The sequence below is a fragment of the Rhizobium esperanzae genome (genome assembly GCF_002204185.1).
Lineage (GTDB): Bacteria > Pseudomonadota > Alphaproteobacteria > Rhizobiales > Rhizobiaceae > Rhizobium > Rhizobium esperanzae.
This window is the reverse complement of record NZ_MXPU01000005.1, coordinates 242,856-257,039: the sequence shown is the minus strand read 5'-3', so window position 1 is coordinate 257,039 and position 14,184 is coordinate 242,856. Positions and strand designations below refer to the sequence as shown.

Here is a 14,184-nt window from a genome sequence, read left to right as displayed (position 1 = left end):
GCAGACTTGCATTCCCTGCCGGAAGAGCGTCGCGACGCCACGCGACCGGCTTCCGGAAGCATCGCGATGGTCAGTTGAAGACAGACGAATGACGCCTTTGGCCAAGCTCCAGCACACAGGCGCGCCCGTCCAAACAAGAATGGGGGAACGGCAAACCCATGGCCGACATGCTAAAATCAACGACCTCGAGCGGGCCGCGAACGGCGGAAGCCAATGCGGTGACCCGCTTCTTCCGCGCGACCGAGATCGACACACGCCTGCTCGGCATGATCGGCGCGCTCGTCATCATCTGGATCGGTTTCCACATCATCACCGGCGGCCTGTTCCTGACCCCGCGCAATCTCTGGAACCTCTCGGTCCAGACGACCGACATCGCGATCATGACGACGGGCATGGTGCTGATCATCGTCACCCGCAACATCGACCTTTCGGTCGGTTCCGTGCTCGGCCTCTGCGGCATGATCATGGGCGTGATGCAGGCAAAGATCCTGCCTGAATATATCGGCTACGACAGCCCCTTCACCTGGGTGATCACGCTCATCATCGGCATCATCGCCGGCGGCCTGATCGGCACCTTCCAAGGCATGATCATCGCCTTTCTGAACGTTCCCTCCTTCATCGTCACGCTCGGCGGCCTGCTCGTCTGGCGCGGCGCGACCTGGCTCGTCACCAGCGGCCAGACGGTTGCCCCCATGGACCAGACCTTCCGCATCATGGGCGGGGGCGCGGAGGGCTCGATCGGCGCCACCTGGAGCTGGATCGTCGGCATCGCCGCCTGTCTCTTCGTCATCGCCAGCATCATCGGCTCGCGCCATCAGCGCCGGCGCTTCGGCTTTCCGCGCCGGCCGATCTGGGCGGAGTATTTCCTCGCGACCTTGAGCTGCGTGCTGATCCTCGGCGCCGTCTCGATCGCCAACAGCTATTACTGGCCGATCAATATCGCCAAGAAATATGCCGAGACCAACAATATCCCCTGGCCGGAAACCGGTCTGGATATTCCCTACGGCATCGCCGTGCCGGTGCTGATCGCCATCGTCGTCGGCATCATCATGACCTTCATTGCCACCCGCCTGCGCTTCGGCCGTTATGTCTTCGCGATCGGCGGCAACCCTGAAGCGGCCGAACTCGCCGGCATCAAGACCCGCTGGGTGACGGTGCGCATCTTCGCGCTGATGGGCGTGCTCGCAGCCATTGCGGCGGCGATTTCCACCGCCCGTCTCAACGCCGCGACGAATTCGCAGGGCACGCTCGACGAGCTCTACACCATCGCCGCCGCCGTCATCGGCGGGACGTCGCTGGCCGGCGGCACCGGCACCATCGCCGGCGCCATGCTCGGCGCGCTCGTCATGCAGTCGCTGCAATCCGGCATGGTGCTGGCGCATGTCGACACACCGCTGCAGAGCGTCGTCGTCGGCACCGTCCTTGTCGTGGCGGTCTGGCTCGACACCGTCTACCGCGCCCGTGCCAAGTGAGAGGAGCTCCGGATATGGCTGATCAACGCACTCCCCTCGTGGAACTGAAAAACATCTCGATCTCCTTCGGCGGCATCCATGCCGTGGACAATGCCTCGGTCGATCTCTACCCCGGCGAAGTGGTGGCCCTGCTCGGCCATAACGGCGCCGGCAAATCGACGCTGATCAAGATCCTCTCCGGCGCCTACAAGCGCGATGGCGGCGAGATCCTGATCAATGGCGAGCCGGCCGAGATCCGCAACCCGCGTGACGCCAAGAAATACGGCATCGAGACGATCTACCAGACGCTTGCCGTCGCCGACAATGTCGACGCCGCCGCCAACCTCTATCTCGGCCGCGAGCTGAAGACCCGCTGGGGCACGCTCGACGACGTGGCGATGGAGGCCTCGGCGCGCCAGGTGATGGGACGCTTGAATCCCAACTTCAAGCGCTTCAAGGAGCCGGTAAAGGCGCTTTCGGGCGGCCAGCGGCAATCGGTGGCGATCGCCCGCGCCATCCTCTTCAACGCCCGCATCCTGATCATGGACGAGCCGACGGCGGCACTCGGCCCCCAGGAGACGGCGCAGGTGGGCGAGCTGATCAAGCAGCTGAAGAAGGAGGGCATCGGCATCTTCCTGATCAGCCACGACATTCACGACGTCTTCGACCTCGCCGACCGCGTCTCGGTGATGAAGAACGGCCAGGTGGTGGGCCACGCCCGCACCGAGGACGTGACCAAGGACGAGGTGCTCGGCATGATCATCCTCGGCAAGGTGCCGCCGAAAGCCATCCCCGGCCCCGGCGCCATGCAGATCTGAGCGCTGCAAGATCATCGCCCGACGACCGCTCCGCCGCCTGCAAGGCCGGCGGAGTTTTTTAAACATACCGAGAGGCTGACACACAAAAACACGTGGCAAATCGCAAGCATCGGTATTTCTGGGAATTTCACGATTGAAGCCGGCCGCAAGCTAGGCTAAGAACCACCCATCGGACAGGCGATTCAAACCGCCTCAGGCATGCACCCGTAGCTCAGCTGGATAGAGTGTTGGATTCCGATTCCAAAGGTCACAGGTTCGAATCCTGTCGGGTGCGCCATATTTCTCAGGTCCATGGCGGCATGATCCAGTTTCTCACTTCAAACGAAGCGACCTCACGGTTGATGAAGGATGCCGGACTCCTTCGCCGCAGCCTCGAACGCAGATCGCGCTTCCGCATCGGGAACAACGCCACTCGCCGCGTCCAGGCATAGCTTCCACGCTGTCGCATAGTTCGCGCTTCTCTTGTCGGGCCAGTATTTCTTCAAGAATGCGACCGCCTCTCTAGCGTTCCTGATGACGTGAACACGATCATCTATTTTCAATTCGACGTTCGCGTCCCAGATCCTGATCATGGCGTCCTCCGTGGAGCAGGCTTCCCACAAACGTACATTAGGAAAATCTGTTCCAAGCGGACGATATTGCCGAGGCGGCATGATTGGAGCCCGCGCACAATTGCCCCGCGAAGATGCGGGACTTTGCTTGAGCCAGAGGGGCGCCCTCTTTCGTGACCCCGCCGCGCAACGTGAGAATGACGCCTGGCGGGCGGTGACCATTTGGAACGAGGGGATCATTCCGCAATCAGTATTGAAGGGTATTCGACAACGCCGGGAGCGAACGTGATCGTCGAGCACTATTGCTGTGTCGCCGGCTGCACGAAGTGGTTTTAAGGAGACGATGACATAAGTATAACATCATGGATCATCCAAACCAAACAATTGGCTGGCTTCTCGATGCTGAATAGTCTCGACACCTTCGTGATGAAACTGATGGGTCAATATTCATCCAAGTCGATTATAGCGAATAAGATCATTATTCGTTTTCTCGATTTGAACACTGTAAAATTTCTGCCTTTATTTATATTGTTATGGTTTCTATGGTTTTTTCGAAATAAATGGAAGCAAGTTGTTGTCGAATGCATCATCGACATGTTCTTCGGAATTGGTATATCTCGATTTATACAACTGTTTCTGCCAGAGCGTCTCAGGCCGCTGCATTCAGGCAATCCCGACTTCGTGCTGCCTTTGGGCGTTGATCCGAACACCCTTGAGCATTGGAGTTCCTTCCCCAGTGACCATGCGGCGCTGACCTTCGCGGTATCGACAACGATGTGGCGCGCATCCCGACCGCTTGGTGCGGCCTGCTTCATCTGGTCGACGTTCGTGATTTGCCTGCCGCGCATCTATGCTGGCTATCACTATGCGACTGACATCCTGGGTGGTGCTTTTGTGGGCGTGTGCACAGCCCTTGTGGTTGCGCGCCCTCTTCAGAAGCTATTGATGCCGTCTGTGCTAACGGTTGAGGAGCGCTTTCCAGGTTTGTTCTTCTCTGGTTTCTTTGTCATATCCTATGAATTCGTGACGCAGTTCGACGAGCTGCGGCTCGTCGGAAGGGCCATTCAACACCTCATCTCGTGATTGCGAGTTCGACGTGCTCGGATAAACGGCACATCCTTCCACTGCGCACTGGACTGATCCTCTGCGCCTCGCTGACGGCTGTCGAAGCCGGCCGGCCGCACCTTGCGCCGCCTCGGCATTGACGTCTCTCAGCGGCGGCCCATATCGCAGTATTTGGCAACCCCTACGGATTAAGCATGTGTCGTCGCATCTATGTTACTCAGTCTTTTGACGAGCTGGCACAAAGTTTCAGCTTTGCCGAGCGCGGTAAGGTTTACGACCTGGGCGAACGCCTTCCTCGTTACAACGGCGCTCCCGCCGAAGTTTATCACATCATCATTCAGGACGTGGGACGCCATTGTGTTCGGCCAAAGCCTGCCTTTGCCATCGCTCGCTGGGGCCTCATTCCGTCATGGATGGATCGGCCGCGTCACCAGCTGCCCGCCCTCGCCCCTTGTGAAGACATAGCCTCGAATGAGCTATTCAAAGACGCTTACCGGTCGCGCCGCTGCCTGGTGCCGGTTAGCGGCTTTTTTGAATGGCAGGACGGGATTTACAAGAAGCAACCCTACGCTGTTGCTATGAAGGACCGTTCGATGTTCGCTCTGGCGGGCATCTGGGAAGAATGGCGCCACCCGGCCGGGCTCGATATCCGGAGCTTCGCTGTCGTCACCTGCCGATCAAACGAGATGATCTCGGCAGTCCACAATCGTATGCCGGTTGTTCTTCGTCCCGAGGACTACGATCGCTGGCTGTCTCCGGATCCAGAGCCACGCGGAATGATGAAACCGTTCGATGCCAAAGCGATGACGATGTGGCCGATCGCGCGCCGCGTAAGCACCGCCAGAAGAATCGGGCCTGAGGCCCTACGTCGGGTTGATCTCAGCGCAAGGCGGGCGCCGCAGTAGGATTAGCAAATTCAGGTAAATTGACGATTTTCTCGGTGCGGCGTCGTTGATGAAATACGAATGCCCCCGCCTCGCGGGGCATTTCGCTTCGGGGGAGCCGGAGCTCTTCAAAATGATTGCTGGACTCATCCTCTCCGCCTCGCTGACGGCCGTCAGACGGCACGAGGCGTCATGTCCGCCAGAAAAGCTGGGCCTAATGTGATAGATCCAGTTGAGGTTTGCCAGTCGGATTAATGAGTTCAGGTAAATTGACGCTTTTGCGAACTATGTCATCCTTCTACCTGCCGCGCATTTCCGTGCGGCATCCTTGATTAGGTCGCATCAGTCTAGTGCGAATGCCCCGTCCTGGCGGGGCATTTCGCTGTCTGGACTCCGAGTACTGCCAGGGCTTCGCACGTTGGCTTGAAATGATTCGGCGTCGCCTTATCTCAGAATAAGCTCATCCGGAGAATGGTTGTCGCCACTTCTCGGTCATCTTTCGGACAGCACCCTCTCAAGGAGTGCGTCATGTCCCGCAAAACGCCTTTGGAAGATATGAGCACGGAACGCCGCGAGGCGGTCATACGTGCGCTGGCTTCAAAGCTCCAGTATTCGGCGCAAATCGCCAAACTTCAGCAAGATCCCAACTGGCCTCAGTTGGAGGAATTGGCCGCAACGCTGTTTCGAGACTCCTCGGACATCGCCCGAGCTGAACCGGAAACCGCAAAAGCCTCGGTCATGGAAGGCATCAGGTTGCTAGGTCAGTTCGAGATGAGCCAAATCGCGACAGAACCGCGCATAGCGCATTGACCCCACGAAGCGATCTATTCCGCGGAACTTCTGGGAAACCAGGGCGCTTTCGGACAAGGGCGTAATACACGCACCGTAGACATCGTGCGAAATCGTACCGGAACCTGGCAGAATAGGATTCAGCCAGTCTCGATTGCTGGTAAGTTCGGAGCGAATGGCAGCATTGGGTTTGGCCTGATGCAGCCGCTGCCCCGTTAGCGTCGCACAGTCAGCAAGGCTACGAGCTCCCGTTCGTTGCTCGGATGATCTACATCCCTGTGACATGTTGTGGCGCGATTCCGGCTGCCAAATTCCTTGGTGCGAAGACACATTGCATCAGTCCCCGTTCCCTTGCGTGTGGCCCGAAGGTATCTATTGTCCACGAATGCCAGGCGGTTGAGAGTGTGTAATGTCGGCAGTGCCGTTCTCAAAGATTTCGACGCCGCTCAACGCGCTGTTCGCTACAATCGGTCTCTTGGTCGTTGCGGCACTGACGACGCAGGGCCTTACTGGACAGGAGAGGCTTGTCTTAGAGCTGCTACTTGCGGCCATTTGGCTGGCCTATGTCCTCCAATTGAGCGGCACATTGCTTTCACGACGCCGCCGCTTGTCGGGCGGGATGGCGGCCCTCGTGATCGATTTGCTCGCGGTTCTGGTTCCGGCTGCTGCATTCTTGTTCGTTGGGTCCCGTGATCGAGACCTCTATTGCGCCATTTGGCTTCTCAAGCCGTTGCGCGACTCGACCTTCTTCAGGCTGCTGGCAAAGGTGGTCGCGAATGAATCGCGCAATCTGCTTGGCGTGACATCGGTGTTCGGCATCGTTCTTTTTGGCGCTGCGTTGGCCGGCTATATCATCGAGCGAGACGTCCAGCCCGATAAGTTCGGCAGCATTCCGCAGGCGATGTGGTGGGCGGTCGTGACGCTGTCTACGACCGGCTATGGTGACGAGATCCCGCAGAGTCTTGCAGGTCGCGTTCTGGCCGGATTGGTGATGATGAGCGGGATCGGCATTTTTGCTCTTTGGGCCGGCATCCTCGCCACCGGCTTCTACGAAGAGGTTCGCCGCCAAGACTTCGTTCGCAACTGGCAATTGGTCGCTGCCGTACCCCTGTTCCAGAAGCTTGGTTCCGCTGCACTGATCGAGATCGTTCGGGCGTTGCGACCGCGCATTGTCCCCGCAGGTGCCGTGATCTGCCGCAAAGGCGATGTTGGCGATCAGATGTTCTTCATTGTCGAGGGGCGGGTCACCGTGGCGACACCCGACCATCCAGTGGAACTCGGTGCCGGAAACTTCTTTGGCGAGATGGCGCTGATCAGTGGCGATCCTCGTTCAGCGACGGTCAGCGCAGCAACCGAGGTATCGCTGCTGTCGCTCTACGCCGTGGATTTCCAGATATTGTCGAGCAATAGTCCGGAGATCGCGGAGACCATCCGCAAGACGGCGCTGGAGCGGCGGGGCGGGGCGCCGAAGGAATAACCAAAGCCTGATGACTGCGGCATTGCCGCGGCCGGTGGAGGTTGCGCCTTGACCGGCTCATAGCGCAGGATAACTGCGCCGGCCGCGGTCGGCGTACTGTCGCGTAGCATCAGTAGAAGCTGTCGGCCCGCCGGTTGAAGGCTTCGCTCGCAGCTGGAGCCCTAAGCAGCGCAACCATTAACTGTGAGAGCGAAGTGTGGCCGCCCAACGTACAGGAGATACAATGCTTGGGGTGAGCAAGTGATCGCTGAGCAGCCCGCCCCAATGATACGAAATATCGCTGCCAGTAGAAGTCAATTTGTGTTTTCGTGCAAAATCCAAAAATATCTCCATTAGTTGAAAAATACATTTGTGGACGCAGAACTGTTAAAAGTAATATTAATTGAAAAAATCTCCAACTTGTGCAAAGTAGTCGTTGCAGCGCCCCGACGCGTTGTGCCCACAAACACCCCCATTCCTTGATCCCCGCTCTTGCGGGGTTTCTTTTTGTGCAAACGGAACTCGTAGTACCGAGAGCAAATACTCTGTCCCAAACCGCACAGGAACTAGGATGGCCGCCAATCGTTATCGCATTGAGACCGCGCAAGATGCCTGCGCTCGCAAGCCTCTGACTTCCGACGCGCGGTTTCGTCCTCAACTAATTGCCCCGTCTCGGCGGGGCTTTTTTATCCAGAGCGCACGACACGGTTCAGTTGATCTTTGGCCAGTGCCGCACGCCGCCCGTCACTCATATATGCGACAATGCCGCCGATTGTGAGGCCGGCGAAGGCGATCAGCCCTGAGCGGGCTGAACCGCCTTACGGTCTCGATCACCCCGGTCTTCGTAGCTGCGACTGTTGTTGGCAGCCTGTCTCCGGCGATGAACGCCTCAGGGGCGAGCGCCCTCAGTGACACGCCAGAAATCAAGGCAGCCTGTTGCGAATGTAATTGCGATTGCATCGCTCCTTCCGATTGCCCATCAAGGGTTCCGGAATGCTGATTTACAACAGCATAGAAAATAAAGATTGAAATCGGCCCCGCCCCCAAAACTTTTATCAGGCCGTACTGTTCTCCCTCGAAGATCTCTGTGTTAGGTCAGCCCAAAAGCGCCACCCCTGCGCGCGACCGAACTACGCTCTCGATATCCAAGGCAGGCGTTAGCATTGAAGGTTTATCGACCAGAGATTGACGGCCTAAGGGCCATATCGGTGATCGCGGTTATTCTCTATCACGCCGAGTTCACTGTGGCCGGCCACACCTTGCTTCAGGGTGGATACATTGGCGTCGACGTATTTTTTGTGATCAGCGGCTTCCTGATTTCCCAGATTCTGCTGACAGAAATCGAAGCGACGGGACGCATCGATTTTCTAAAATTCTATACGCGGCGTGCGCGGCGAATTCTGCCGGCCTTGTTCGCGGTCATCTTCGCGACAATGCCCTTCGCCTATTACCTCTTGTTGCCATCGGAACTGCTGGATTTCGCGAATTCCATCGGTTCCTCGCTCCTGTTTGGATCGAACATCTATTTCTATTTTACCGCGGCCCAGTACGGCGAGCCCATTACCCTTCTCAAGCCTTTTCTTCACACCTGGTCGCTGAGCGTCGAAGAGCAGTTTTATATCGGCTTTCCGATCTTATTGCTGATCACGCGCCGATATTTGAAATCAAGGTTTTTGCCATGCGTGCTACTCGTGGCGGCCCTCAGCTTTGTATTCTGTGTGGTAACGGTACGGCATGATCAGCAGCAAGCCTTCTACTCGCCGCTCACCCGGGCCTGGGAACTTCTGGCCGGAACACTTCTCGCCTATTACGAGCTGAGGCGCGGACGCGTGCGCCCTCGGCCGTTGCTCGCAGCGGCCGGGCTTGCGCTCGTTCTTGGTTCCCTCATCTTGTTCGGGAAGGACACGGCTCATCCTGGCCGGGTCACTGTGATCCCAGTGATCGGGACCTGTCTGGTGCTCGCATTCGCCAGCCGTGAGAACGCAGCGGGGCGGCTGTTGGCTTCTCGGCCTGCGGCGCTCACCGGATTGGTATCCTACTCCTTATATTTGTGGCATTATCCGGTCTTCGCCTTCTGGCGGCTGACAAGCCTGGATTTCACCAACGGCGATAAGCTTCTTGCCGTTGCAGCGACCGCCCTGCTCGCGGTCGTGAGCTTCGTCGTCATCGAAAAGCCCATCCGCTACACCAGGAGAAACCGCGCCTTCTGGATCTACCTGAGCTCCTCGGTCGCGACCATCACGGCTGCTGTCCTGTCGGCAATCACTATGGCCGGTTTTCCTCACAGGTTGGATGAAGTCTATCCACCTCTCGCGCAGGCGAACGAAGCACGGCTCGAAAGCACTTTTCTAAGCTTGAACGACAACATTCAAGCCGGGAAACCCGTTATCTTCATCATTGGGGACTCGCACGCCAGAAACTGGTCGATCGCGCTGAAAAACTACATCGATACCGACCGATATCAAATCGTGGCCCTCAGCTATTTGAACTGCATGGTGGAGATCAAGAACGATACTGTTAAGGCCCCCTCTCGCGCCAGCATTTACGATAAATACTGCATTCCGTTTGAAAAATATATCAACGACAAATCATTGCTCAGCCGAACGAAAGCAATCTTCCTCACAAGCCTTCGGCCTTTCGAGTACACCGTCAACCCCTTCAGGTTCGAGCTTATTTCCTGGATGAAAAGCCATTCGGATGACGCGCGCGTTTTCGTTTTCGGAAATTATTTCCAGCTCGACCAATCGCACTCGTGCCTGGGGCTGATGTTTCAGAGAAAATCCGATGCCTCTATATGCCTGCGGGAAGCGACCTATCCGCCGGCCAACCAGGCTTTGGCGCAACTGCCATTTTTCCCGTCCGATCTTGCGTTCACCTACATCGATACCGTCAAGCTTCACTGCGATTATGACAAGGAGAAATGCCTGACCAGCAGCAGGGGTGTTCCGTTCATCACAGATTGGAACCATATGACAGCAGAATTTCTGACGACCTTGATTGGTGACATCCTGGAAAAGAGAACCGCCGATCTGCGTAGCGACGGTCTGCTCGATTTCCTGGTACCGCCGCATGCCACGCAAGCCGAACGAACGGCAAGTTCTCAGCCGAACGCTGGCGCCGCGTCTGCCGCTCCTCCATCAAATTAGATCCGGATTTAGGCATACCCATCGCCTCGATGAGTTGGTTCTCGTCGCGCATGACATGGAAGAAGACGATGAGCGTGCTCCGCTTTCCATTCCCATAGCGGAAGTCGCTGCAGCCGATCGAGCCGGCATACATTCCGGTGATCTTCGATCCGATAGCGTGCCGTTCCATTCCCGGTTTCAGAGCCGCAGCGGCGTCGGTCACCACCGATCGAACGCTCGACGGATGTTTATTAGCCACCGCTGAAACATGCGGCAACATCGTGTATACTGTCTGGGGAGAATTCATGTCGGGGGATTGAGACATGGAGCGCAGGTTATCTGCAATTCTAGCCGCCGACGTGGTCGGATACTCCGCACTTATGGAACAAGACGAAGCGGGCACATTTGACCGTCTTCGAGCGCGCCGCACCGAGCTTTTTGAGCCCGAGATTGCGCGGCATCATGGGCGCATCTTCAAGCTCATGGGCGACGGCCTCCTCGCGGAGTTCGGCAGCGTGGTCGACGCAGTCGAATGTGCCGTGTCTCTGCAGCGCGGAATGACCGAGCGCAACGCCTCTGTCCCTGAGGAGGACAGGTTCAACGTCCGCATTGGTATCAACATCGGCGAAGTGATCGTGGACGGTGACGACCGCTATGGCGAAGGCGTAAACGTCGCGGCCAGGCTGGAGCAACTCGCGCCACCGGCCGGGATATGCGTTTCCGGCAAGGTGGCGAAGGAGGTCGAGAACAAACTCGCATTTACCTTCGATTCCGTCGGACGGCAGAAGGTCAAGAACATCGAAGAGCTTATCGATGTCTACCAAGTGCGCATCGACGCCGCGCCACGCCGACGCATTCGACACAAGCGCAGGATCGGCCGACGATGGTGGGCCATTGCGGCCGCGGCAACCATCGTCGCCTTGGTGGCCGCATGGATGGCGTTACAGAATCCGCTGACCATCACCTCTCCTGCAGGTTCCGGGACGATTCCTTCTGTCGCCGTATTGCCCTTCGCTGATCTCAGTGCCGACAAGAGCCTTGGGTACATGGGAGAAGGGCTGGCGAACGACGTCATCGCGATCCTCTCGCGCTTTTCTGACATTGCGGTCGTCTCGCGAACTTCGTCGTTTGCGTATGAGGGCAAGCAAGGCGACATCCGCCAGATCGGCAAGGAGCTGGGCGTCGGCTATGTCGTCGAGGGCAGCGTACGCAAGGAAGGCGATAGAGTGCGCATCGTTGCACAGCTTATCAACACCAAAACCGGAGACCATGTCTGGGCGGACCGCTTCGACAAAACGGGAACTGACCCATGGGCGCTTCAGGATGAGTTGACCGGCAAGATCGTGGGCGCGATGACGGGCGAGTTCGGAGCCATTCGCAAAGCGGACTACAGTCAGGCCTGGGGTAAGGATAGCACCAATCTTGCTGAATACGACTACTACTTGCGCGCGGAAAGCCAATTGAACCTCTACACGAAGGAAGGTATCGAACGATCCGGTGAGATTTCACGACAGGGCCTGCAGACATTCCCTGGCTCCCCTCTTTTGACCGTCGAATGGGGGTGGTCTCACTGGTTGAACGCTGCGCTGCTCTACAGTTCCGACCCGCAGGACGATCTTCGGGAGGCGGAGCGACTGGTTAATCAGGTCCTCGCAGACAAGAATCTAAGCCCGCAAGTGGTGAGACTGGCAAATTGGCTCAACGCTTGGCTCCTGACTCTCAAAAGGGACCATGATGGCGCTGTTGCGGCAATGAACAAAGCCATTGCGGTGGCACCCTACAATGCGTTCACGCTTACTGACGCAGGGAGTATCTTTCTACAAGCCGGTCAAACCGAAAAGGCGCTGGAGCTGACCGACGCTGCGGCCGCGCGGGATCCTGCGCTATCTTGGTTTTTCAACTATGTGCGAGGTTTTATCTACATCGTGCTTGGCAAGAACGAAGATGCAGTTGCGGTTTTGAAGACAACAGATTTCGCCGACGCACCATTGCAACTAGCCATCGCCTATGTGCGCCTCGGACGCGAGGCAGACGCCCGAGCTGCCGTCGAGAAGATGCTCAAGTCAGCTCCGACTGCGACGATCCAGTCGTGGCGGCAGACCTGGAACTTCCGAGATCCTTCTATTATGGATCACGCCGCGGCAGACCTTGCGCGCGCCGGCCTTCCGCCGCAATAGGCTGTCGATGGTATTCGGCCTTCGTGGCGGATTCCATTCGCCCCCGTCTGCCAATGGGCAGGTTTGGCAGGGTCCCGGCGGAACTTTTGCGTGCCTTCTTCAATTTAGGAAATACTTGTTCGGAGATGTGCGCCATGAATGTGAGCGACGAAAGAACTGTCTCCTTGTGGGCCTCGCTCAGGGTTATGCCCGACGCCACTCCACTCACTGGGAATGATGAGGCCGATGTCGTTGTCATCGGCTCCGGAATTGCCGGCTTGTCGGTAGCGTACGAACTCGCCCTTGCAGGACAGAAGGTTGATGTCATCGATCGCGGCCAGATAGGCAGCGGCATGACGGCCCGCACGACGGCGCATCTGTCATCCATTTGCGACGACTATTTTTCCAAGTTGATTGATCTTCGAGGGCGCGACCTGGCTCGCCGGTTTTATGAGAGCCAATCGGCGGCGATCGACCGTATAGAGGCGATCCGGGGGACCGAAGGTATCGACTGTGATTTCAGACGTGTCGACGGGTTCCTGTTTCCATCGTCCCAAGGAGAGGAAACCGATCTCAAACGCGAATTCGACGCTGCACTGCGAATCGGCGCCGCGGTCGAAAAAGTCACAGGCCTGCCATTTGCGGGGTGCGCTGCGACACCCGCGCTTCGTTATGCCAGTCAGGCGACATTCCATCCGCTCAAATATCTCCGTGGGCTGACGGCGGGCATTCGCGCTCGCGGCGGCAAACTCTTCTGCGACACAGTGGTCGAGCAGGTCGAGGAGACCGAAGGCGGTGTTCGTGTGTCGACGGACTCCGGCTTCAGCATCACCGGCAAATGGGCAGTGGTCGCCACCAATTCGCCGATCAATGACCGTGTCGCCATTCACACCAAGCAAGCGCCGTATCGGACCTACGCGATGGCTTTCGAGATCGAACGCGGGGCGATCGCAGATGGGCTCTATTGGGACATGGAAGATCCCTATCATTACGTGCGTCTGCAACCCGGTGACGGCGCGACGGACTTTCTCATCGTCGGCGGTGAAGACCACAAAACCGGCGCTGTCGACGATGCCGGAGAGCGCTTTGCTGCCTTGACGGCCTGGACCAGGCGTCTGATGCCGGATATTGGAGCCGAGACCCATCGCTGGTCTGGGCAGGTGATGGAGACGATCGACTACGCCGGCTTCATCGGCCGCAATCCCGGCAATCAACGCGTGTTCGTCGTGACCGGCGATTCCGGCGAAGGCATGACCCATGGCGTGGTCGCTTCACTGTTGATCCGCGATCTCGTGCTCAATGGCGACAGTCCGTGGCGGGAACTTTACGAGCCCTCGCGGAAGACGCCCCGGGCGATCGGCGATTACCTGATGGAGAATGCGACGGCGATCAAGAATTTCGCAGAGTATGTCGCGCCTGGCGAACTCGATTCCGTCGACAAGTTGCAGCCCGGCGAAGGCGCCATTGTCCGGGAGGGGCTGACCAAGATCGCCGCCTTCCGAACAGAGGCTGGGGTGCTCTACAAACAATCGGCATCTTGCACACACATAGGCTGCCACGTGCACTGGAATTCCCTTGAGCGCTGCTGGGATTGTCCTTGCCATGGCTCACATTTCGCCGTCGACGGCACCGCTTTGAATGGCCCGGCTGTTTCGCCATTGGCCGGCATTTGATAGTCCCTTTTGTTGCTCATTCAGTCCCGCGGGCGGGTAAGATGATCAGACGGCGATGGCGAGCCTGATCGGAAGGTCGTGCCCTGAAACTGTTCTTCACGTATACGGGCGAGAGGGGCGCGACGGAAGGTTCGATCCAAACCGCCTCACCCAGATCAAGCTTAAAGTGGTGCGCACATTCACGAGCTTGACGCCTCGAGGGCCCACATCTTCAAT

General features: G+C 57.9%; 10 protein-coding genes and 1 tRNA gene. 10 read left to right on the top strand and 1 reads right to left on the bottom strand.

What is annotated here, in order from left to right:
* The first annotated feature begins 158 nt into the window (after positions 1-158).
* The 3 genes from B5E41_RS09645 to B5E41_RS09635 all read left to right on the top strand — a co-directional run bounded on the left by B5E41_RS09645 (position 159) and on the right by B5E41_RS09635 (position 2,546).
* A complete protein-coding gene (locus B5E41_RS09645; protein WP_088393068.1) occupies positions 159-1,472 on the top strand; it encodes a sugar ABC transporter permease in 1,314 nt (437 codons plus the stop codon).
* A gap of 14 nt (positions 1,473-1,486) precedes the next feature.
* A complete protein-coding gene (locus B5E41_RS09640; RefSeq protein ID WP_088393066.1) occupies positions 1,487-2,269 on the top strand; it encodes an ATP-binding cassette domain-containing protein in 783 nt (260 codons plus the stop codon).
* Between the two features lie 200 nt (positions 2,270-2,469).
* Positions 2,470-2,546: transfer RNA gene (locus tag B5E41_RS09635), tRNA-Arg, on the top strand.
* Between the two features lie 55 nt (positions 2,547-2,601).
* Here the strand turns inward: B5E41_RS09635 and B5E41_RS09630 are convergent.
* Positions 2,602-2,841, bottom strand: coding sequence for a DUF982 domain-containing protein (locus B5E41_RS09630; RefSeq protein WP_088393064.1), 240 nt, complete (start codon positions 2,839-2,841; stop codon positions 2,602-2,604).
* Positions 2,842-3,219: 378 nt separating this feature from the next.
* Between B5E41_RS09630 and B5E41_RS09625 the strand changes: the two genes are divergently transcribed.
* The 7 genes from B5E41_RS09625 (at position 3,220) to B5E41_RS09595 (ending at position 13,968) form a co-directional block, all read left to right on the top strand.
* Complete coding sequence (locus B5E41_RS09625) at positions 3,220-3,903, top strand: phosphatase PAP2 family protein (protein WP_088393062.1); 684 nt, start codon at positions 3,220-3,222, stop codon at positions 3,901-3,903.
* A 176-nt stretch (positions 3,904-4,079) separates the two neighbouring features.
* A complete protein-coding gene (locus B5E41_RS09620) occupies positions 4,080-4,790 on the top strand; it encodes an SOS response-associated peptidase (protein ID WP_088393060.1) in 711 nt (236 codons plus the stop codon).
* Between the two features lie 507 nt (positions 4,791-5,297).
* Positions 5,298-5,579, top strand: coding sequence for a hypothetical protein (locus tag B5E41_RS09615; protein ID WP_141098754.1), 282 nt, complete (start codon positions 5,298-5,300; stop codon positions 5,577-5,579).
* 388 nt (positions 5,580-5,967) lie between these two features.
* Positions 5,968-7,035 (top strand): cyclic nucleotide-gated ion channel, encoded by a 1,068-nt coding sequence (locus B5E41_RS09610; RefSeq protein WP_088393056.1) that lies wholly within the window; start codon positions 5,968-5,970, stop codon positions 7,033-7,035.
* Positions 7,036-8,177: 1,142 nt separating this feature from the next.
* Complete coding sequence (locus B5E41_RS09605; protein ID WP_088393054.1) at positions 8,178-10,160, top strand: acyltransferase family protein; 1,983 nt, start codon at positions 8,178-8,180, stop codon at positions 10,158-10,160.
* A gap of 302 nt (positions 10,161-10,462) precedes the next feature.
* The gene (locus tag B5E41_RS09600; protein WP_088393052.1) at positions 10,463-12,316 is read left to right on the top strand and encodes an adenylate/guanylate cyclase domain-containing protein; all 1,854 of its coding nucleotides are present in this window, start codon (positions 10,463-10,465) and stop codon (positions 12,314-12,316) included.
* 134 nt (positions 12,317-12,450) lie between these two features.
* Entirely contained in the window at positions 12,451-13,968 is a 1,518-nt protein-coding gene (locus B5E41_RS09595) for an FAD-dependent oxidoreductase (protein WP_088393050.1), read from the top strand.
* The last annotated feature ends 216 nt before the right edge of the window (positions 13,969-14,184 follow it).